Source organism: Myxococcus sp. CA040A (assembly GCF_013336725.1).
Taxonomy (GTDB): Bacteria; Myxococcota; Myxococcia; order Myxococcales; family Myxococcaceae; genus Myxococcus; species Myxococcus llanfairpwllgwyngyllgogerychwyrndrobwllllantysiliogogogochensis.
Genome location: NZ_JABUMR010000001.1, coordinates 723,338 through 744,509 on the forward strand (window position 1 = coordinate 723,338; position 21,172 = coordinate 744,509).

19 protein-coding genes are annotated in these 21,172 nt (G+C 68.5%); 12 read left to right on the top strand and 7 right to left on the bottom strand.

Annotated elements, in window-relative coordinates; translation table 11 throughout:
• Window positions 1-4 precede the first annotated feature (4 nt).
• The 9 genes from HUA75_RS03010 (at window position 5) to HUA75_RS03050 (ending at window position 7,955) form a co-directional block, all read left to right on the top strand.
• Complete coding sequence (locus HUA75_RS03010) at window positions 5-808, top strand: flagellar M-ring protein FliF (protein WP_174485481.1); 804 nt, start codon at window positions 5-7, stop codon at window positions 806-808.
• A gap of 94 nt (window positions 809-902) precedes the next feature.
• Window positions 903-1,337 (top strand): hypothetical protein, encoded by a 435-nt coding sequence (locus HUA75_RS03015; RefSeq protein WP_306440945.1) that lies wholly within the window; start codon window positions 903-905, stop codon window positions 1,335-1,337.
• Window positions 1,338-1,554: 217 nt separating this feature from the next.
• A complete protein-coding gene (gene sctQ, locus HUA75_RS03020) occupies window positions 1,555-2,631 on the top strand; it encodes a type III secretion system cytoplasmic ring protein SctQ (RefSeq protein WP_254627349.1) in 1,077 nt (358 codons plus the stop codon).
• An 8-nt stretch (window positions 2,632-2,639) separates the two neighbouring features.
• Entirely contained in the window at window positions 2,640-3,053 is a 414-nt protein-coding gene (locus HUA75_RS03025; protein WP_174485483.1) for a flagellar biosynthetic protein FliO, read from the top strand.
• Complete coding sequence (gene sctR, locus HUA75_RS03030) at window positions 3,050-3,772, top strand: type III secretion system export apparatus subunit SctR (RefSeq protein WP_174485484.1); 723 nt, start codon at window positions 3,050-3,052, stop codon at window positions 3,770-3,772. The genes HUA75_RS03025 and sctR overlap by 4 nt, the downstream gene beginning before the upstream one ends.
• Window positions 3,773-3,776: 4 nt before the next feature.
• Window positions 3,777-4,046, top strand: coding sequence for a flagellar biosynthetic protein FliQ (locus HUA75_RS03035; RefSeq protein WP_141648564.1), 270 nt, complete (start codon window positions 3,777-3,779; stop codon window positions 4,044-4,046).
• Window positions 4,043-4,837, top strand: a complete 795-nt coding sequence (locus tag HUA75_RS03040) for a flagellar biosynthetic protein FliR (RefSeq protein WP_174485485.1) — start codon at window positions 4,043-4,045, stop codon at window positions 4,835-4,837. The genes HUA75_RS03035 and HUA75_RS03040 overlap by 4 nt, the downstream gene beginning before the upstream one ends.
• Window positions 4,834-5,883 (top strand): flagellar biosynthesis protein FlhB, encoded by a 1,050-nt coding sequence (locus HUA75_RS03045; protein ID WP_174475693.1) that lies wholly within the window; start codon window positions 4,834-4,836, stop codon window positions 5,881-5,883. The genes HUA75_RS03040 and HUA75_RS03045 overlap by 4 nt, the downstream gene beginning before the upstream one ends.
• A complete protein-coding gene (locus HUA75_RS03050) occupies window positions 5,880-7,955 on the top strand; it encodes a flagellar biosynthesis protein FlhA (RefSeq protein ID WP_174485486.1) in 2,076 nt (691 codons plus the stop codon). The genes HUA75_RS03045 and HUA75_RS03050 overlap by 4 nt, the downstream gene beginning before the upstream one ends.
• A 6-nt stretch (window positions 7,956-7,961) precedes the next feature.
• Here HUA75_RS03050 and HUA75_RS03055 read toward each other — a convergent pair whose 3' ends face one another.
• The 6 genes from HUA75_RS03055 to ligA form a co-directional block, all read right to left on the bottom strand.
• Entirely contained in the window at window positions 7,962-8,312 is a 351-nt protein-coding gene (locus HUA75_RS03055) for an HU family DNA-binding protein (protein ID WP_141648560.1), read from the bottom strand.
• Between the two features lie 124 nt (window positions 8,313-8,436).
• Window positions 8,437-9,819, bottom strand: a complete 1,383-nt coding sequence (locus tag HUA75_RS03060; RefSeq protein ID WP_371746043.1) for a YhjD/YihY/BrkB family envelope integrity protein — start codon at window positions 9,817-9,819, stop codon at window positions 8,437-8,439.
• A gap of 696 nt (window positions 9,820-10,515) precedes the next feature.
• Window positions 10,516-13,287: an Rne/Rng family ribonuclease gene (locus HUA75_RS03065; protein WP_174485487.1), complete on the bottom strand. Its 2,772-nt coding sequence runs from the start codon at window positions 13,285-13,287 to the stop codon at window positions 10,516-10,518.
• A gap of 553 nt (window positions 13,288-13,840) precedes the next feature.
• Window positions 13,841-14,284: a DUF3052 family protein gene (locus HUA75_RS03070; RefSeq protein WP_141645932.1), complete on the bottom strand. Its 444-nt coding sequence runs from the start codon at window positions 14,282-14,284 to the stop codon at window positions 13,841-13,843.
• Window positions 14,281-14,568: an acylphosphatase gene (locus HUA75_RS03075; RefSeq protein WP_141645931.1), complete on the bottom strand. Its 288-nt coding sequence runs from the start codon at window positions 14,566-14,568 to the stop codon at window positions 14,281-14,283. The genes HUA75_RS03070 and HUA75_RS03075 overlap by 4 nt, the downstream gene beginning before the upstream one ends.
• Before the next feature lie 12 nt (window positions 14,569-14,580).
• Entirely contained in the window at window positions 14,581-16,605 is a 2,025-nt protein-coding gene (ligA, locus tag HUA75_RS03080; RefSeq protein WP_174485488.1) for an NAD-dependent DNA ligase LigA, read from the bottom strand.
• A gap of 584 nt (window positions 16,606-17,189) precedes the next feature.
• On the opposite strand from ligA, the gene rho reads away from it, so the two are divergent.
• From rho to HUA75_RS46425, 3 genes are read left to right on the top strand one after another with little or no spacing between them, the layout of a single operon-like run.
• Window positions 17,190-18,815, top strand: a complete 1,626-nt coding sequence (gene rho, locus HUA75_RS03085; RefSeq protein WP_174485489.1) for a transcription termination factor Rho — start codon at window positions 17,190-17,192, stop codon at window positions 18,813-18,815.
• A gap of 22 nt (window positions 18,816-18,837) precedes the next feature.
• Window positions 18,838-19,152 carry a hypothetical protein gene (locus HUA75_RS03090; protein WP_174453116.1) on the top strand — a complete coding sequence of 105 codons (315 nt, stop codon included), beginning with the start codon at window positions 18,838-18,840 and terminating at the stop codon, window positions 19,150-19,152.
• A 58-nt stretch (window positions 19,153-19,210) separates the two neighbouring features.
• On the top strand, window positions 19,211-19,711 hold the full coding sequence (locus tag HUA75_RS46425; protein ID WP_174485490.1) for a tetratricopeptide repeat protein: 501 nt from the start codon (window positions 19,211-19,213) through the stop codon (window positions 19,709-19,711).
• A gap of 25 nt (window positions 19,712-19,736) precedes the next feature.
• Here HUA75_RS46425 and HUA75_RS03100 read toward each other — a convergent pair whose 3' ends face one another.
• Window positions 19,737-20,969: an AI-2E family transporter gene (locus HUA75_RS03100; RefSeq protein WP_174467071.1), complete on the bottom strand. Its 1,233-nt coding sequence runs from the start codon at window positions 20,967-20,969 to the stop codon at window positions 19,737-19,739.
• Window positions 20,970-21,172: the final 203 nt, after the last annotated feature.

The following is a 21,172-nucleotide window of genomic DNA, read 5'->3' on the forward strand; positions in this document are numbered from 1 at the left end:
GCGCATGTCTTCGAGTTCCCTCCGCTGTCTGCTCTTCCTGTGGCTCTTGTTCGCCACCGCGTGTCGAGAGCGCATCCAACATGGCCTGGATGAGAGGCAGGCCAACGAGCTGCAGTCCGTGCTCATCGAGCGAGGGCTGGATGCTCGCAAGGTGCCGGAGGCGGGCAAGAAGCCGTCCTGGGCCATCGAAGTCACGGGAGACCAGTCGTCGGACGCGGTGCGTGTCCTCGCGGAGCTGGGGCTGCCGAGGCCCGCGGCGGAAGTGGGCTGTGATGTCTTTGGTGGCAGCGGACTGGTGCGCACGCCGGTGGAGGAGGGCGTCTGCCGGGTGCGCGTGTTGGAGCGGGGCTTGGAGAAGACGCTCCAATCCGTGGAGGGAGTGCTGCTGGCGCGAGTCCACCTGGTGGTGCCTCCCGCGCCACGACCCGGGCAGACAGCGGTGCCATCCAAGGCCTCGGCGATGCTGCGAGTGACGCCGGGCAGTGCGGCGAGGGTGCGTCAGTCCTCGGACGTCTTGAAGGCGCTCCTGGCGGGAGGTGTGGAGGGGCTCTCCTCCGACGCGGTGTCGCTGCTGGTGGACGAGGTGCCCGCGCGCGTGGAGGTGGCTTCGGCGGGTGGCCTGTCTTCCCTGTCCAGGCTGCGGGTACTGCTCGCCGTGCTGGGGGTGTTGGTGACGGGGCTGTCGGGAGCCTTGGTGTGGGCGACGCTGCGGATGCGCCACTACCGGGAGCGGAACGTGGTGCCTGCCGCGCCGCCGGTCCCCGCTCGTCCCGTGCTCTCGGCTGGAGCGGCTCGCAAGGTCGCCTGAGCAAGCGACGGAGAGACTCATCATGGATGCGACACGTGTGGGTCGGGCATCGCGCCCGGCGAGGAAGGGTGTGCCCGTTCCGACCCAGGAGCCGATGCCCGCTCCGGTTCCGAATCCGCTGGCGGAGCAGGCGACGACGATTCGTCGTCAGCCTCCAGCGCTCCCGTTGGAGCGCTATGCGCTGGTGGCATGGGTCCTGGGCCGGGAGCGAGCGGGAGAGCTCCTGGAAGGTTTGGGAACGGAGGCCTTGAAGCGAGCCAAGGCGCATTTGCGGCGCATCGCCGCGCTCCCGTCCGCGCAGCGACAGGCGAAGGTCGCGAAGGAGTTCGGCGAGAGGAGCGACGCGGCGGCGAGGCTGAAGGCCTTGATGGACGAGGTTCCGGAGCTGCTTCGCAAAGAGGTGTTCCGTCGTCTCCCTGCCTATCACCGGACCTTGTTTCCGGGTCGCAAGGTGGAGCCCGTGGACCCACTGGCGCCACCGTTGCTGTCGGCGCTCGCCGAAAGACTCATCCGGGAAGCCACGCGCTGAAGTCCTCGCGTGGCGCCGTCCTGGCCCGTGTACGCGGCATCCCAGGCGCGGATGCCCATTCACTCCAAACCCGCGTCACCACGAGCGCCCCTCCTGGCGGGCGTCGTGCACGAGCGGGGTGTCACCCCTTGCCCTTGGCGAACCTTCGATGAATTCAGAGACAGAGCCCTCCCATTCTCCCGAGCCGCGTCGGCTGCGACGGTTGGGGGCGCGCCGGATGAGTCGGGCGCACGTCGTGCTTTCGCGGCGGCCCCGCGTGGCGAGCCTGGGGCGTGAGGCCCTGGACGAAATCTGCGCGGCGCTGGGCCGGGAGCTGAGTTGCTCGGTGACGGCCGAAGCCCGGTTGCTGGATGCCATGGTCTCACCCGTGAATGGGCTGCAGCGGCCTGCGGTCTTCGTCCTGCTGGAGCTGTCGGCGGTGGGGGGAGTTGCGGTGCTGGAGTTGGAGCCCGCGCTGGCCGTTGCCGCGCTGGAGCGAATCGCCGGCCCGGGTGGCAAGCCGGGAGTGGTGACAGAGCTGGCGAGGCTGGAAGAGGCGACGCTGGCGTATCTGGTGCTAGTGGCGCTCTCCGCTGTGCGCTCCAGGTCGCCGTTGTATCCCGCCCTGGCGCCTCGGCTGTCCGCCGTGACGATGCGACGTGAAGACGTCGTGGCGCGGCTGCGGGGGCGGCAGCCCCTGGTGGGCGTGGAGCTGGATGTTTCGGTGGGGCCGGTGCGTGCGGGAGGGCGGCTGTTGCTGCCCTCACCGGTGTTGCAGTCGGTGTTCCAGGAGTTCCCAGTGGAGCGCGGCACGAGCGTCGCGCCGGAAGTGCTCGCCGCGGCTCTGAAGATGAGGTGCCTCATCGGACAGACGCCCCTGTCGCCCCAGGCGATGGACGCGCTCGCGGTGGGGGATGTCGTTGTCTTTGAAGGCGTGCGTCGGGAGGACACGCGCCTCTTCGGCCCCGGACGGCTGGTGGCCCGGGGCTTCTCGCTCGCGGGGGTGTTTCAGCCCGAGGGTTTCTCGCTGTCCCGTGCGCGCGTCCGCGTGCATTTCCAGGAGTCGAACATGGTGGTGGTGAACGAACGAGGCGAGGGTATTCCGCCGCTTCCCGTGGACGTGGAGGTGGAGTTGACGCGGGTGCTGGTTCCGCTCTCGGAGCTGGCGGCGTTGAAGCCGGGCGTCCTGCTCCCGTTGCACATCAATGCCAGTGAGCCGGTGTTGTTGCGCGTGGGAGACCGGGTGGTGGCGCGCGCGGAGTTGGTGGACCTCGAGGGCGAGGTGGGCGCTCGTGTCCTGGCCCTTTTGCCGTGAGTGAGCACATGAATGTCCGGCGCGCGTCGCTCTCTCCTCGCACGCGCCTTCAAGTCGCGACGCTGCTCGTCCTCGGGTTGGCCTTGCTGGGGCCTCTGGGCGGAGTGTCCGTGGTGTCCACGGCTCGGTGGCTCCTGATTCTGGGGACACTCTGTGGCCTGGGGTGGTGGTGGTTTCGACGGGGGGCCAAGGGGCCCCGCGTGGTGAGTGCCGAGCGGATGCAGGTCATCTCCCGGGCAGGCCTGTCGCCTCGTTGTGGCCTTGCGCTGGTGGAGGTCGAGGGGCGGGGCTTTCTCGTGGCCTTCGGTGATGCGTTCGCGGAGGTCCATCCGCTGCCCGAGCGGGAGGAGGTGCCACGGACCTTCGCCCAGGCGCGGCGACCGCGTCCGGGGCGTGGTCTCCGGAAGGGGATGAACTCATGACGGGCGGCCTGGGAATGCTGGCGCCAGTCATGGCCGTGGCGTCGGAGGGGGCGCTCAGCCAGCAGTCCTATGCGGGAAGCCCGCTGTCGATGATGGGCATGCTGGCGGTGATGTCACTGCTGCCGTTCGCGGTGTTGATGTTGACGAGCTTCTCGAAAATAGCGGTGGTGTTGTCGCTGGCGCGCTCGGCCATGGGAACCCAGCAGGCGCCGCCCACGCTGGTGCTGACGGGACTGGCCGCGGTGCTGACGGGCCACATCATGGCCTCGGTGATGGAGCGGACGTACGACGCGGGGCAACGCGCCTATCAGGAGCTGGAGGCCGGCTCGGGCGTGCGGATTCTCGATGCGGCGGCACAGGTGGCGGAGCCGCTGCGCGGGTTTCTCGTGAAGCATGGCAGCCCCGAGGAACGCGCTCGTTTCGTGGACCTGGCGCGAGAACTGCGTCCCCCGGAGGAAGTGGATGCGGTGCGCGAGACGGACCTCTTCGTCATCATTCCCGCCTTTGTCATCACGGAGTTGAAGGAGGCCTTTCAGATTGGCTTCCTCGTCTTCCTCCCGTTCCTGGTGCTCGACATGGTCATCGCCAATGTGTTGCTCGCGCTGGGGATGCAGACGTTGTCGCCTGGCCAGGTGAGCCTGCCTTTCAAGATTCTTCTCTTCGTGGCCGTGGATGGCTGGTCGCTGCTCGCGCGCGGCCTCATCCTCGGTTACCGGTGACTCGATGACCCAGGATGTGTTGTTGACCCTGGGGCGTGAGGCTTTGCTGTTGATGGTCCTCGCGTCCTTGCCACCCATTGGGGCCAGCCTGTTGGTGGGCTTCCTGTCGAGTCTCTTTCAGGCGACGACGCAGCTTCAGGAGAGCACGCTATCGGTGGTGCCGAAGCTGTGCGCGGCGGTGGTGGCGTTGGTGCTCTCCGGGCCGTGGATCGCCGGGCAGTTGACGCGATTCACACAGCAGCTCCTGATGCTCATCTCCGAGGTGTCGGCGTGAGCCTGGAGCTGCTGCGCGCCCAACTGGAGGCGCTGGGGCCGGACGCGGTCGCCGTGGCGCTGTGTGCCGCACGGCTCCTGCCCGTGGCCTTCCTGTGTCCGCTGTTGGGAGGGCAGGCCACGCCCACCACGGTGCGGCTGGGATTGGTGTTGTCGCTCTCGCTCTTCCTGCGGGCGGAAGGTGGCGTTGGACTGGCGGAGCCCGTGACTTCGTCGCTGGAGTTGGGGGGATGGGTGTTGCGAGAGCTGGCCTACGGGGTGTCGGTGGGGCTGGTCGCGGCGCTGCCGTTCGATGCGGCGCGAATGGGGGGGCGATTCATCGACCTGCTTCGCGGAACGTCCGCGGAGGCCAGCCTTCCGCTGGCGGGGAGTCGGGAGTCGGCCACGGGCGAAGGGCTCTATCATCTGCTGGTGGGACTGGTGACGTCGGGGGCGGTGGCTCCGCTGGTCTTCGGCGCGTTGGTGCGGGGCTTTGGCGTGGTGAAGCTGGGGGCCTTCGTGCCCACGGAAGCGGCGACGTTGCATCTCGTCGTGCTCGCGGGCGGCGCGCTGGCCACGGGACTGGCGGTGGGCGCGCCGATGGCGGCCGCGATGCTGACGGTGGATTGCTTTCTGGCATTGGCATCGCGCGCGGCGCCGCAGGTGAACCTGCAGGAATTGGGGGCTCCGTTGCGAATCCTGGGGGGTGGCGTGGTGCTGTGGTTGGGCATCGGGATGCTGTGTGAGCGACTGCTGGCGGGGGTCCTCTCCACGGAGGGCACGCTCTCCTTGCTGGGGAAGCTGGCCCAATGAGTGGAGAGAAGACGGAGTTGCCGTCGGCCAGACGCCTGCGTGAGGCGCGCCGCAAGGGGCAGATTCCCCGCAGCCGGCTGTTGTCCTCCAGCGCGGTGATGTTGGGGGGCGTGCTCGGGTTCATCTCGGGCGCCCCGGGGATGTTCGAGCGTCTCCAGGAGTGGACGTCGCGGCTGTTCCTGGTGCAGCAGCCGGAGGGCGCCTGGGAGGAAGGGCTCTGGATTTTCGTGCGCCTGAGTGCGCCGGTGCTGGGAGGCGCGTTCGCGGCGTCACTGGCGGTCTCCGTGGCCACCGTGGGATTCGAGGTGAACCCGAGCCACGTGGCGCCGAAGCTGGAGCGCGTCAGCCTCTCCTCCGGACTGAAGCGCCTCTTCAGCGTGAGACCGTTGAAGGAGCTGGGCAAGGCGTTGCTGGTGGTGTGGGTGGTGGCGATTCTTGTCTGGGGCGAGGTGGAGTCGGTGGGGCCGGACGCGCTGCGCACCGCCTGGCTGGCCGGGAGTGAGGGGCTGCCACTCATGCTGGAGCAACTCACGGAGCTGATTCGCCGTGTGGCCTGGGTGCTGCTCGTGCTCGGGGTTGGAGACTACGTGCTCGCCAGGCGGAGCCACCTGCGCGAGCTGATGATGAGTCGCGAGGAGCTGAAGCGCGAGCACAAGGAGAGTGAGGGGGACCCACGGCACAAGGGACAACGTCGGGCCTTGCACCGGCAGCTGGCTCAAGGGGGGCCGGCACGAGGGGTGCAAAAAGCCACTGCGGTGGTGGTCAATCCAACGCATCTGGCGGTCGCGCTTCGCTACGACGCGCGGGAGTGTGAAGCGCCCTACCTCGTCGCGAAAGCCCGGGAGGAGGACGCCTTGATGCTTCGGGAGGAGGCCCAGCGGCTTGGAGTGCCGGTGGTCCGAGACATTCCGTTGGCGAGAAGCCTCATCCACTACGACATCGGGGAGCCCATTCCCGAAGAGCTGTACCAGGCCGCGGCAGTCGTCTTGCGCACGGCGATGGAGTCGCGGGACGCGGACGGTGTCCCCCGGAGACAGACCTCATGAAGGTGTTCGCGAAGTGGTTGGTGAAGGCGCGAAGCTCGTCGGACCTCGTGCTGGCGGTGGCGATGGCGGCGGTGCTGGGGGCGCTCATCATTCCCCTGCCGGCGTGGCTGCTGGACGTGGGGTTGGCGGTGAACCTGGCGGCGGCGGTGGCCTTGCTGGTGGCGTCGTTGAGGGCCAGGGACGCGCTGCAGGTGACGTCATTCCCCTCACTGTTGTTGTTCACCACGCTGTTCCGACTGGCGCTCAATGTCTCGTCCACGCGGCTGGCGCTCGCGGAGGGGCACGCGGGCGAGGTCATCCAGGCGTTTGGTGAGTTCGTCGTCCAAGGAGACTACGTGGTCGGCGGCGTGGTGTTCGCCATCCTCTCGCTGGTCCAGTTCCTGGTGGTGGCGAAGGGCGCGGAGCGTGTCGCGGAGGTGTCCGCGCGCTTCACCCTGGACGCGATGCCGGGCAAGCAGATGTCCATCGACGCGGACCTGCGAGCGGGGGCCATTGACCAGGCCCAGGCACGGAAGCGGCGGAGGGACCTGGAGCGGGAGTCTCAGATGTTCGGCGCCATGGATGGCGCGATGAAGTTCGTGAAGGGAGACGTCATCGCGGGTCTCGTCATCGTCGCGGTGAACCTGCTGGGCGGCTCGCTCATCGGCGTCCTGCAGGGAGGGATGACGTTCTCGGAGGCCGCGTCGACCTTCGCGCTCATCGCCATCGGAGATGGCCTCGTGTCCCAGGTGCCGTCCCTGTGCATCACCGTGGCGGCGGGGCTCGTTGTCACACGGGTGGCGTCGGAGCGAGAGGAGGACTCGCTGGGCTCGGAGATTGGCTCGCAGTTCTTCGGTGAGGCCCGGACGCTCTGGGTCGTGGCGGGATTGTGTGTGGCGCTCGCGTTGATGCCGGGCATGCCGCACCTGACCTTCTTGCTGCTGGCGGCGGGACTGGTGGGACTCGGGCGCGTCCTGCAGCGAGGCCTGCCCCGAGAGGGCGCGGCGACGCGCGGCGGGGATGCGACGGGTTCCAAGGAAGGAGCCGAGGAGAAGGCGGGGGCTGCTCCGGAGAGTGCCGTGGTGCCCGTGGGAGTGTCTCCGCTCACGCTGGACCTCGCGCCGGACCTGACGGTGCTGGCGGAGGCGTCGGCTGGGACCTTCGTGCACCAGACCTTGAACGCCGTGCGCGACGAGCTCTTCTTCGAACTGGGCGTGCGCGTCCCTGGCATCCGGGTGCGGACCCAGGCGGCCTACCTGAGCACCGGTGAGTACCGCATCCTGGTGGACGAGGTGCCGGCGGGAGGCGGGCAGCTGAGTGTGGGCGTGCTCTATGCGATGGCGCCTCCCGACGAACTCGGGTTCCTCCAGGTGAAGGCGGAGGCCGCGGTGGAACCGTCGACGGGCAGGACCATCAGCCGCGTCCCTGAAGCGGGGCGGGGACCCGTGGAACTCGCCCAGGTCCAGGTCCTGCGGCCCGAGGAACTGCTGGCGGACCATCTGAGAGGCGTTTTGCGGAGCCGGGCCGCGGACCTGCTGGGCCTTCAGGATGTCCAGGCGCTGCTGGATGGCCTGGAGACTCGTGCTCCCATGCTGGTGAAGGAAGCGCTGCAGAAAGTCCCTCTGCCGCTGCTGGCGGACGTGCTGCGAAAGCTCCTCCAGGAAGGCGTCAGCATTCGAGACCTGCGAGCCATCCTGGAGGCGCTCGTCTCACCCACCACGGAAGGAGACGCCTCCGCGCTCGCCGAGCGCTGTCGTCAGGCCCTGCGCCGCTACCTCAGTCATAAGTTCGCGCCCACCGGGCCGCTGTATGCGTACCTCGTGGACCCGGAGGTGGAGGAAATCCTGCGGTCCACCGGACCTCGGGGACCCGCGCCAGACCCGGACCGGGTGGCGGAAATCCTGGAAGGCGTCCGACAGGTGGCGACGGGAGGAAGAGCGGTGCTGCTCACCGCGCCAGACGTCCGGCGGTCACTGCGAAGGCTTTGCGAGGGAGCGTTTCCGGAAGTGGCCGTGCTCACCTATGGGGAACTGGACGGCGCCCTTCAGATTCGTCCCATCGGCAGGCTTTCGCCCGTGCCGATGGGGTCCTGAGTCGACTCAGAGGCCCGTGCCGGTGCTGCCGGGGCTCTTGCTCTCCGGGGAGGGCAAGTCGCTCTGGGCCTGCTGGGGGGCGGGACGGTTGACCCGGTCCCTCAGCTCCTTGCCCGTGCGGAAGAGCAGGCCCCGCTTGGGCTTCACCGGGATGACCTGACCCGTCTTCGGGTTGCGTCCCTGGTAGCCCTGGTAGTTCTTCACGTGGAAGGCGCCGAGGCCGCGAATCTCGATGTTCTCACCGCGACAGAGGGCATCCTTCATCGACTCGAAAATCGTCTCGATGGTGGCCTCAGCCTGCTTCTGCGTCACGCCCCGCTTGGCCACGAGGATGTTGATCAGATCGGACTTGAGCATCGGACGCTCCCGCAAACCCGGTGACCCCTTGGCGACAGGGCACTCTGGCCCGTGGTGAATCAGGAAAACATAACAGAACGCGCCGGCACTGCAAGCAGGGTGGACTCCCAACCACCTAGAAACTTTACGGATTTCCGCCTGCCGCCACCTTGGTGGGGGCAGAAGGGGCCGTGTCCGCCAATCCGGGCCGCAAGGGGACCACCAGGTCGGTCCACCGTGTCTGACGCAGGCGCTCGACGCCGAGGCAGTCCGCTTCCTGGAAGAAGTGCTCCACTTGCTCGAAGCCCGCGGCTCGCGGTCCATCCCAGGTATCCGCGCCTCCGGAAATCATCACCCCGTGCACGGCGAGGGTGGTGTCCGCGAGGGTGAGGGAGGCCGGATCCCTTGCGGGCCGCAGTCCTCCCCGGCGTTGGCGCTCCAGCAGCCCCGCGGCCTCCATACGGTCCACGACCTCGTGGACGAGCGACTCGGGGACGCGAAGCCGGGTCGCCAGCTCGCGGGGCGTGGGAGCAGGCCCCCCATCCACCCACGTCAGGGTGGTCTCCTGGGCGATGCGGGAGGCCACCAGCTCATGGGCCCGGGGGTGGGTGCCGAACGCGAAGAGGGAGTCGCGGAAGGCGGTGTGCTCGACGGCGTAGGAGAGCCGCGCGCCGAAGAGCAGCAGCAGCCAGCTTACGTAGACCCAGGCGAGAAAGAGGGGAAGGGCGCTCAGCGAGGCATAGAGCAGGTTGTAGCGGAAGCTCCGTGCGGCGAACTCGGCGTAGAGGGACTTGGCGACCATCCACCCGAGCCCGGCGACGAGTCCTCCCGCGAGGGCGGAGCGCACCCGGACGTGCGCATAGGGCGTCCAGAAGTACAGCATCGTCAGCCCCAGCACCGCGACGAGCGTGGTGCCCAGGGCGATGAAGGCTCCGGGATACGGCAGGCTCTGCAAGACGCCTCGTACCGCCCGGGTCCCCGTGAAGGACGCGGCCAGGAAGATGGGCCCCAGCAGCAACAGGCCGGCGTAGATGAGCAGGCGGATGCCCCACGGGCGCTGGCGGCGGATGCCCCACAGCTCGTTCACCGCGCCGTCGATGTGGCGCAGCAGCGAGCCCGCGGACAGGAGGATGGCCAGGAAGCCGATGCTTCCGATGGCCACGGAGTTGCTCTGGTCGAGGAGCCGGTTGAGCACCGCGGCGGACTTCTCCTGGACGCCTGGTGCGAGCAGCTCGCGGACGACGGAGCGCAGCCGTTCCTCGAAGCGGTCCTGGTGGAAGGCATTCAGCAGGACCAGGCCGACCGTCAGCAGGGGCACCAGCGAGAACATGCTGATGTAGGTGAGGGCGGCCGCGCGAAGCCGGAGGTTCTCTCCCCGAAACCCCTGGCCCACGGTCCTCGCGGCGAGCACGGTGTCCGTCGCGAAGCGGCCCACCGGAGTGCCCTCGATGGGGGCCCAGACGCGCAACGCCCAGGCTCGTGCCCGGTCTCGGGTGTTTCGCAGCCATGAAAGCGGAGTCTGGGCCACGGCCGCTCTCAGGTACGCCAGCCCACGAAGGGGCGCGCCCCTCGAAGGCAGGGGAGAAGGGGGCGGCGACAGGAGGTCTGGAGCGAAGCGGAGATGAGGGTCATCCGGAACGGAAGTGGGGCAGGGACGTCGACGACGCTCCGCGACATGGAGCGGCAAGGCTAGTCAAACCCGAGCCTCCTGGGCCAGCCCACCCCAGTGACGAGGGTGACTGGGGCACACCGCCCGACATCCCCGCCCGGCCCCAAGGGTAGGGCCAGGACGTGAGGCCGCCGCTCACATGGCCCTCGAGTCGGAGGTGAGGTGCCTCGGCCGCGAAGGCGTGGCTCCCGGGGGGCACGACGGAAGACCCGGTGCCAGGTTCGAACCCTGTCACCGACGCGCCGTGGACCTTGGTGGGGGACGGCTCGCCCGGATACCTGGCGCCGGTTTGGCGAGAGGACTCACGGGAGTTCTGGGCGCTGGCCTGGCGAAGCCTTGCGTGAAGACTCCTGCCCGCCTTGAGGCGATGCATCTCGCAAGCGACTGGCTCTGGCGAATGAGACCTTGCTGGCTCTCGAACTCGCCCTGACTGCGAGCGCGGGATGCGCCGCCCTCGAGACAGAGGGCGGCGCCAATCTCAAGCCTCACCCCTCAGCGAGGTGAGGGTTCGATGGGGTGGGGATGCGATGGCATCACCCACTCCACCGTGGAGCATCAGGTCGTGCCGCCCGAGGGGTCTGAGCCGCCCTGACCAGAAGCCGGAGGCGTCGAGCCGCCGCCACCGCTCTCGCCGCCACTTCCTCCGGCCGTACCCTGGCCACCGCCGCGCTCACCGCGACGCTCGCCGCGCTCACCACGTTCGCCGCGCTCCGCACGCTCGCCGCGCTCACCACCGCGGTCGGCACGCTCGCCGCGCTCACCACCACGGTCCGCACGCTCAGCACCACGTTCGCCGCCACGGTCCGCACGCTCGCCGCCGCGCTCAGAACCACGGTCCGCGCGCTCGCCGCCACGGTCCGCGCGCTCGCCGCCGCGCTCACCACCACGTTCGCCGCGCTCGCCGCTCCGGTCTCCGCGAGGACGGTCGCCGCCACGCTCCGGGCGTCGGCCGCCACCGCCACCGCTACCCCCGCCGCCACCGCCACCGCCTCCGCCGCGGTCATCTCGCCGGTCGCCGCCCCGGTCCCTGCCACCACCTCGGCGGTTCTGGTCCTGGCGTCCGAAGCCACCGCTGTCCGGCTTGCGATGCTGCATCGCCAGCTCGCCATCACCCGAGCCCGGTGACGACGCCACCTTGTGCTCCGGCCCCGTGGCCGAGCGTCCGTAGATGTCGTACTGCTCGCGGTGGTAGTTCTGCTGCGCCTTGACCTGGATGGACTTGTTGTAGCGGTCCATCAAGTGCCGCAGCTCGTTGCGCTCCTCGCCCTGGAGCAGGCGCGCCACTTCCGCGTTGCAGTTGATGACCAGCGTGGAGTCCTTGTAGCCCGGCGCCTCCCGGCGAATCTCGCGGAAGATTTCGTACGCCACCGTGGTGGCCGTCTTCACGAAGCCGTTGCCGTCGCAGTACGGGCAGTCCTCGTGCAGCACCCGGCCAATGGACTCGCGCACGCGCTTGCGCGTCATCTCCACGAGGCCCAGCTCGGAGATGCGCAGCACGTTCGTCTTCGCCTTGTCGCGCCCCAGCGCCTCCTGCAGCGACTTGAAGACCTTGTCCCGGTTCTGCGCCTTCTCCATGTCGATGAAGTCGCAGATGATGATGCCGCCGATGTTGCGCAGCCGGAGCTGGTAGACGATCTCCTTGGCCGCCTCGACGTTGATCTTGGTGATGGTCTCCTCGAGGCTCTTCTTGCCGACGTAGCGGCCCGAGTTGACGTCGATGGCGGTGAGCGCCTCGGCCTGATCGATGATGAGGTAGCCGCCGCTCTTCAGCCACACCTTGCGCTGAGTGGCGCGCTGCAGCTCCTGCTCGATGCCGTACGCGTCGAAGACGGTGTCGTCGCCCTCGTGCAGCGCCACCCTGTCCCGCAGCGCCGGGTCCTGCGCCGTGACGAAGCCGAGGATGCGCTCGTACTCCTCACGGTCGTCCACGACGAGCTTCTCCACGTCGTGCGCGAACAAGTCGCGCGTGGCGCGCAGGATGAGGTCCAGGTCCGGATGCAAGAGGCCCGGCCCGCCCCGCTTCTCGTTCTTGCGGACGACCTGGTTCCACACCTCGATGAGGAACCGGATGTCGCTCTCGAGCTTCTCCTGCGGCACGTTCTCCGCCACCGTGCGCACGATGAAGCCCGTCCCGGGCGGCCGCAGCCGGTCCACGATTTCCCGCAGGCGCCGGCGCTCCTTCTCGTTGGAGATGCGGCGGCTGATGCCCACGTGGTCCACCGTGGGCATGAACACCAGCTGACGGCCGGGAATCGAGATGTGCGAGGTGAGGCGCGCGCCCTTCGTGCCGATGGGGTCCTTGGAAATCTGGACCACGACCTCCTGGCCCACCTTCAGCAAGTCCTCGATCTTGTCCGTCCGGCGCTGCTTGACCTTCTCCTTGCCGCCGCCTTCGTCGTGCTTGTCCCGGCGCTTGTCGTCCTGCTTGTGCCGGCCCTTGTCCTTCTCCTTCTCGCGGGCGCGCGGCTCACGCGCCTCCCGGGCCTCGCGCGGGGCGCGGCGCTCTCCGGAGACCTCGGCGGGACGCGCGGCGACGGCCGCCTCCTCACCCGTCGGAGGAGGAATCAGCTCGCTCAGCGCGGTGGCCGCGTGCGGCGGCGGCTCGGGCGGAATCATCGCCACGGCCAGCGCGGTGGCCGTTTCGTCGGAGAGGGGCGTGGACTCGGTGGAAGCCTCGGACGTGCCCTCCGCCGGGGATGCCTCGAGCACCGCGATGGCCACGGACGCCGTCTCCACGACGGGCGCCGCCGGCTCGGCGGACACGGTCACCTCGGTCGCGACCACCGTCACGGTGGCCTCGGCGGTGGCCGCGGGGGCCTCCTCGACGGACTCACCGCCCGGGGCCTCGCTGGGGGCTGACGGCACCTCGATGGACGGCGCGTTCGCCGCCAGCTCCATGATGGTGTCGCGCGGCAGGGACTCGGTGCGGTGGGCCTGGTCCTCACCGGCCAGCTCCGCCGCTTCCGCCTCCACGTCCACGCTCGGACCCGCGTCCCGTGCCGCTTCTTCGGCGGCATCGGCCTCGGACTCGGTGGGCACGTCGGGGGCGTCCTCGTGCTCTCCCTCCGTCAGCTCGAACTGGGCCCGGGCGAAGTCCGGGTCATAGACGACGTCGCTGACGTAGAGGAAAGCGGCCTTCTCCAGGCCGATGTCCACGAAGGCCGCCTGCATGCCGGGGAGCACCCGGACCACGCGGCCCTTGTAGATATTTCCGACGACGCCCTTGTCCTTTTTACGCTCGAGGTAGAACTCCGCGATGTGCCCGTTCTCGACGAGCGCCACGCGGGTCTCCCGACCCGCGGCGTTGATGACGAGGATGCTGCTCATGGACGAATCCTGGACGCGCGCGCGGTAGGGCGGACCTCACCGGACGGGAGGCGGCAAGACGCCGCGCCTCCGAGCACGCTGCGAAGGGAGAGGCGGCCTCCGGTGGCCCTCCAGTCAGGACGGCCTTCCCGGTCTGTCCGGGTACGGCTCGCGTCACGCTGTCGAGGGCCAAGGGGACCACCGCCTGCTCCTCCGAATTTAGTCGCTCCGCTTTGCGACCGGCACCCTGCCGGGCGGAGCCTTGTCTTCAACCGCGTTCGAGGTCCTCCACCACGCGCGTGCCGCCCGCTCCTTCCTTCCACACCCGGTCGGTGCCCTTCAGTGGGTCACCTTGGGGGGGCGACTGGAGCCCCGGCGCAGCCGACGCGCCCGGAGGTATCCGGGAACGCAACCCGTCAAAAATTCACGACTGGGCGTGACCTTCGCCAATGCGGAGTGTCACACAAGCGCCCAGAAACACGGGGAGTTTTCCACGCCCCCGGCACACGTGTAAAGCCGAGAAACGGCATCCATCCACTGTCGGGCAGATGCCGGATGCCTCCCTGGCAGGTTCTCAGGCCTGGGCGGGGGCCTGCTTGCCGCCTGACGGCTTGTCCAGTCGCCCACGCGGCCGGCGCACGAGCCTCAGCCCCGTCCAGGTCGAGTCGATGACGCAGATCTTGTTGTCGACCAGGCCGATATCGAGCGCGGCCTGGCGCACGAAGTCCTCGGAGAGGTTCGTCTTCACGCCCTCGCCGCCGGGCCAGCAGACCCAGATGCCACCGGTGAGGGCCATGGCGCGCGCCAGGGCGGGCAGCCGCTGCACCAGCTCCTGCGCGTCCTGGGAGAAGAAGAGGATGACATCCAGGCCCGTCACCGCGGTGATGAGGAACTCCACCCCGTCCGGCAGCGGATTGAGCTTCTGCACGAAGCCGCGCGGCGGGTTGATGACGGAGACCTTGGAACCGGCCCGGATGCCCAGCATGGCCGGCAGGGATGCCAGCGCGTAGGGCGTCATGATGTGCGCTCCACGATGAAGTGACTGTACTCGCCAGTGGCCTCGCCGTCCGTGCGCCCGACGCTTTCGACACGCGCCTGGGACGGACCCCGGTGACACCAGCGGATGAATTCTTCCATCATTCCAGGCTCACCCTCCACCACCGCCTCCACGGAGCCGTCCGAGCGGTTGCGCACCCAGCCTACGAGACCCAGGCGCGTGGCCTCCACGCGGGCACTCTCCCGGAAGAAGACGCCCTGCACCTTGCCCTGGATGCGCAGCGTTGCCCGCCGCGTGCCGCTCATGGACTGAATGCCTCACCCTCTGACGTCCGTCTGCAACAGCTGCAGGAACGCCTGCTCGTCCAGGATTCTTACCCCGAGTTCCTGGGCCTTCTTCAGCTTGGTGCCGGCATCCTCCCCGGCCACCACGAAATCGGTCTTGCGCGAGACACTTCCGGCCACCTTCCCACCCCGACGCTCCACCTCCTCCTTGGCCTGGTCCCGAGTCATACCTGTCATCGAGCCGGTGAGCACCACCGTCTTTCCGACGAAGGGGCCGCCCGTGCTGACCTGGGGCGGGGCGGGGGAGACCCCGGCGTTGAGCAGGGCGAGGATGGCGTCCCGGTTCTGGGGCTCCTGGAAGAAGGCGTGGATGACCTGGGCCATGACGGGGCCCACATCCTTCACCCGGGTGATGTCGTCCAGTGACGCCTCGAAGAGCTGGCGCACATCCGGGAAGCCTTCCGCGAGCGCCTTGGCCGTCGCGTCGCCCACGTGTCGGATGCCCAGCGCGTAGAGGAAGCGGCGCTGGGTGGTTCCCTTGGAGTGCTCCAGCGACTCCAGGAGGTTGTCCGCGCTCTTGTCGCCCATGCGCTCCAGCGTCAGGAGCTTCTGCTTGGTGAGGCTGTACAGGTCCGCGAAGGTCTTCACGGTGCCGGTGGCCACCAGCTGCGCGGCCAGCTTGTCGCCCAGGCCTTCGATATCCATGGCGATGCGGCTGGCGAAGTGGCGGATCTTCTCCACCAACTGCGCGGGACAGGACGCGCCCGTGCAGCGGATGACCGCGCCGTCCTCGTCCTTCACCGCGGCGGCTCCGCAGACGGGGCAGTGCTTGGGGAACTCGAAGGGCTGGGAGCTCTCCGGGCGCTTGGAGAGCACCGTGGAGACGATCTCCGGAATCACGTCTCCAGCGCGGCGCACGAAGACGGTGTCGCCCTTGCGCACGTCCTTGCGGCGCAACTCGTCTTCGTTGTGCAGCGTGGCGCGCGCCACGGTGACGCCGCCCACCTTCACGGGCTTCAAGTGCGCCACGGGGGTGAGCGCGCCGGTGCGGCCCACCTGGATGCCGATGTCGAGCACCTCCGTGGACTCCTCCTCCGGAGGGAACTTGTAGGCCACCGCCCAGCGGGGGCTCTTGGAGACCTGTCCCAGCCGCTTGCGCTGGTCCTCGTCGTCCACCTTCACCACCATGCCGTCCACCTCGAAGGGCAGCTCATGGCGGCCCTTCAGGGAGGCGTCATAGGCCTTTCGCACGCCGTCGATTCCCTCGGCGCGCACGTAGCGGTTGATGGGCAGGCCCAGCGACTTCAGGTACTCGAGCTTCTCGATGTGGGACTTGAAGGCGGGCACGCCCTCGGTGGGGACGCACTCGTAAAGATAGACGGAGAGGGGGCGCGCGGCCGTCTCCTTCGGGTCCAACTGGCGCAGGCTGCCGGCCGCCGCGTTGCGGGGGTTGGCGAAGAGCGGCTCGCCTTCCTCTTCCCGCTTCTCGTTGAGCTTCCGGAAGTCCGCCTTGCGGATGAAGACCTCGCCGCGCACCTCCAGCATCGCGGGCACCTTCACGTCGTCCAGCGGGAACAGCTCCATGGGCAGGCTGCGGATGGTGCGCAGGTTGCCGGTGACGTCCTCGCCCGTGGTGCCGTCGCCGCGCGTGGCGCCCTGGACGAAGACACCCTTCTCGAAGCGCAGGGCGATGGCGAGTCCGTCCAGCTTGGGCTCACACACGTAGGTGACGCCAGGCTGGCCCAACAGCTTGCGCACGCGCTCGTCGAACTCCACCAGCCCCTCGTCCTCGAAGAGGTTCGCGAGCGAGAGCATGGGGACGCGGTGGACCACCTCGCCGAACTCGTCGGCCGCCTTGCCGCCCACGCGCTGGGTGGGGGAGTCCGGCGTCTGGAGGCTGGGGTGTTTCTCCTCCAGGCCCTGCAGCTCGCGCATCAACGTGTCGTATTGCGCGTCGCTGATCTCCGGCGAGTCGAGCACGTAGTAGCGGTGGTTGTGGTGGGCCAGCTCACGACGGAGCTCGCGGGCTCGTGCTTCTGCGGTCTTGAAGTCGTCCACGGTGGGCGGTCCTTACCCCAAATCGCCCCCTGCGAGGGCGTGTCCAATGCCGCGCAATCTAGAGCGTCCCCCCGACATCGCGTCGAGCCCGTTCCCGGACGTCGGGCCCACCCGCTCGAGGACGCCCTGGCACGTAGGCTGTGAATCGCGCCGGGGGTGAGGGCCCGGGAGGACCTGGCACCCGGGCGTCGTGCGGGGATGCCCGGGATGGCACCTGCGAGGGCTTACGGGCCGCGAAGCAACCTCGCGGGTCCTGGTCCCCGGGTCTGAAGTGTCCCTGGTGACGGTGGAAATGTCTGGCGACGGGCTCCTGTTGCTCCAGGAGGAAGAGTCCGTGCCAAAGGCCTCAAGATGCCTTGACAGGCCAGGAGGGGGTCAATAACGTCCCCGCGCGGTTCATTGGCGCAGGAGTTTCGACGGCGCCATCTCTTCCCCAAACCACCGGCCCGCGCCCGCGCAGTCCCGTTCAGGGATTCCGGTAGGGCTGTCCTCCTGGAAGGTGCTTCCGAGGCCGCGCGGAATCTCCCCCGGCAATCGAGCGTCCGAGTCCTCGGGCACCCCACCAATCCCCAAGCGTTCCAGACATGCGCAAAGCCCGTACTTCGAGAGAGAAGGCCGCCGACGTCGTAGTTCCCGTCGAGGCCGACGACAAGCCCCGTCGCAAGCGCGCGGCGGCGAAGACCGCCGAAAGGGAAGATACCGAGAAGCCCTCCCGCGCCCGCCGCCCCCGCCGCGACGAGGAAGTCAGCGCGGAGCCGGAGGCCGAGGTGAGCGCCGAGCCGCCCCGCCCGGTCCTGACCCCCATTTCCCGTCCCGTTCGCGACGACGACATCCAGGAGGCGCGTCTTTCCTCTGGAGAGGACGATTCGCCGGCGGCCACGCTGCCTCCCGCGCCGGAGGTCCCCGACGCGCCCGCGATCACGGAAGTCAGCCGCGACGGCGCGCCGATGCAGGTCATCAAGCTCAATGACCTGAAGCGGATGAAGATCACGGACCTGTCCAAGATGGCCCACGACGTGGGCATCGAGAACTACCAGGGTCTGAAGAAGCAGGACCTCATCTTCGCGCTGCTCGGCGGCATCGCGGACAAGCGCTTCGAGGTCCACGCCGAAGGCGTGATGGAGATGCTCAGCGACGGCTTCGGCTTCCTGCGCAGCTCCGACAGCGACTACCAGCCCAGCCCGGACGACATCTACGTGTCTCCGTCGCAGGTGCGCAGGTTCAACCTGCGCCCGGGCGACACGGTGACGGGCCCCATCCGCCAGCCCCGCGAGGGCGAGCGCTTCTTCGCGCTCCAGAAGGTGGACAAGGTCAACTTCACGGACCCGATGTCGGACGCGGCGCGCGAGCGCATCCTGTTCGACAACCTCACGCCGTTGTATCCGACGCGCAAGCTCAAGCTGGAGCACGAGTCGTCGGAGATGACCACGCGCATCATCGACATGTTCTGCCCCATCGGTCTGGGACAGCGCTGCCTCATCGTCGCGCCGCCGAAGGCCGGCAAGACGGTGCTGCTGCAGAACATCGCGCACGCCATCAGCCGCAACCACCCGGACGTGTACCTCATCGTGCTGCTCGTGGATGAGCGCCCGGAAGAAGTCACGGACATGGAGCGCAGCGTGCGGGGCGAGGTCGTCTCCTCCACCTTCGACGAGCCCGCCACGCGGCACGTGCAGGTGGCGGAGATGGTCATCGACAAGGCCAAGCGCCTCGTCGAACAGAAGTACGACGTCTGCATCCTGCTCGACTCGATTACCCGTCTGGCGCGCGCCTACAACACGGTGGTTCCCGCGTCCGGAAAGATTCTCTCCGGCGGCGTGGACGCCAACGCGCTGCACAAGCCCAAGCGCTTCTTCGGCGCCGCGCGCAACATCGAGGAAGGCGGCTCGCTGACCATCATCGGCACCGCGCTCATCGACACCGGCAGCCGCATGGACGAAGTCATCTTCGAGGAGTTCAAGGGCACGGGTAACTCCGAAATCGTCCTGGATCGGAAGCTGATGGAGAAGCGCATCTTCCCGACGCTGGACATCAACAAGTCCGGCACGCGCAAGGAAGAATTGCTCTTGTCGCCGGGCGATCTCGTGCGCATCACTGCGCTGCGCCAGGTGCTCCACCCGTTCACTCCCATCGATGCGATGGAGTTCGTGCTCAAGCACATGCGTCCGACGCCGACGAACGCTGACTTCCTCGGCTCGATGAACCGGTAAGCCACCGCCCATCGGAGGGTCCATGTCTCGTCCCATGTTCGTCCGTCTGCTTCCCCTCTTCATCGGGGTGTCACTCGGAGGTGGACTGGGATGCGATGTGGACCCCCTGGGGCCGCTGGATGACGCGCCGCCGGTGCTGTCCGACCGGACCTGCTACTCGGATGACGACTGTGTCGCCAATGCCTGCTGCGGGCTGGGGACCGCCGTCACCCACGCGGATGAAGGCCCGAGCTGTGGCGGTGTGAGCTGCACGGGCGGGTGCCCGGAAGGCTCCATCGACTGTGGCCGCTGCATCCCCTTCTGCCGTGGGGCCCGCTGCGACGCCGCCTGTCAGTGAGGCGACTCCCGCGGCCTCACGCCTTTCGTGCCGCTATGCGGGCTGCGAAGCTGGGGCGGTGACGCCGACCGAACTGGAGTGGGAGCGGCGCATCGCGGAGCTGTGGGCCTCTTTCGAGGGGGCTGCTCCCGGTGACTTCCTCGCCCGCGTGGAAGCGCTCTCGGCGGAGCTGCCGGTGGGGCATCCGCGAGCACTGTTCGAGCGGGCGTCGGCCCACGACTCACTCGGACAGGAAGCGCTGGCCGCGCCGCTGTATCGACAAGCCCTGGCCTCGGGACTGAGTGGCGGCCTGCGGCGCCAGGCCGTGATTCAACTGGCCAGCACGCTGCGCAATCTGGGCGAAGTGCAGGAGAGCGTCGCGCTCCTCACCGCCGAGCGGGCCGCCGGGTCCGATGAACTCGATGACGCCGTGGCCGCGTTCCTCGCGCTGTCGCTCGTGGATGCCGGACGCGAGCGGGAGGCGGTGGGGCTCGCGCTCGGTGCACTGGCGCGTCATCTGCCGCGCTACAACCGCTCTCTCTCGAACTACGCGAAGGCGCTCGCGGGCAGGGCTCCGTAGTCGTCTCGCGCGGGAGACGAAGGGCTCAGGCCGCCGGAGTCCGCTGGCCGGTGACAGTGGCTGGCTCGGAGGAGGGGAGCGTCACCACGGGCTGCGGCTGCGCCTTGAGGCGGGCGTAGTCGAAGCAGGCCACGAGGATGGCGGTGATGGGCACGGCGAAGAGCGCGCCCACGAGGCCAAAGAGTCGTTCTCCCGCGATGAGCGAGAAGGCGACGATGACCGGATGGATGCGCGCGGCCTGCCCCATGATTTTGGGGTTGAGGAAGTACGCCTCCACCGCGTGGATGCCGATGATCCACACCAGGATGGCCAGGCCCTTCTTGAAGCCGTCCGCCATCGCGATGAGGACGATGGGCACCGAACTGAGGATGGTGCCGAAGATGGGGATGAGGCTGAAGAACGTGGCGATGGTGGCCAGCAGGAAGGCGAACTTCACCCCGAAGAGCAGCAGACCCACGAAGGTCAGCGCGCCGTTGACGACGCAGATGGTGACCTGACCCCGCACGACGCCGGACAGCGAGCGGTCGATTCGCTCGGCGAGCTGCCTTGCGTCGTGCGCGTACTCGGCGGGCACCAGGGTGCCGCAGTACCGGCGGATGGCCTGACCGTCGATGGAGAAGAAGGCAGCCACCATCAGCACGAAGAACAGCGTGAAGACGCCCGCGGCGACCCCGGCGATGATGCTGCGGGACACGCTGACGATGTCTCCCAGGTTCTCCTGCACCAGCGACGAGACGCGCTTCACCGTGTCACTCAGCAACTGCTCCAGGTCCAACGCGAGGCTGAAGTGCCCTCCGCCCGCGGCGTCCGCGCCCTCCAGCGCCCGGTTCGAGAGCGCCACGGGAATGCCGTAGTCGCTGAGCCACGCCTCCCCGCGCTGCGCGAGCACCTGCACCTGCTCCGGCGTGAGCGTGTTGGCCAGCGCCATCGTGTCCCGGCTGACGCGCGCCATCTCCCGGTAGAGCTGGGGGACCAGCGCCACCAGGAAGAGATACACGCCGACGAAGAAGCCCGCGTAGATGAGCAGGATGGCCGCCCAGTGGGGGACGTTGCGTCCGGCGACCTTCAGCCGGGTGATGCGAGAGACGAGCGGCTGCACCAGGTACGCGATGAGCGCCGCGCCGGCGAAGGGCATTACCACCGAGCGGAACGTCACCAGGGCCGCCGCTACGACGAGCCAGAGTGCACCCAGGATGAGCAGGCGCTTGCGGCGGTCGGTGGTGGGCGTCGGAGGCGGGGTGTCCAGTGGCTGCAACATGCCTCGGGCTTACGGCAGTGCCCGCGCGCTGACAAGGCCCGGCGTCCCTGGTTCTCGTCCGCCCTCCGAGCCGGGGGGCTGCTCCGGTTCCAAGCGAGCGGAAAGTTCGTGGTCCCAGCTTCCTGACGAGGGGACCGCTCACGACTGCTTGTATCGACTGACTTCAAGCCCGGTCTTCAAGCAGACTTCGAGGGGTATTCCGC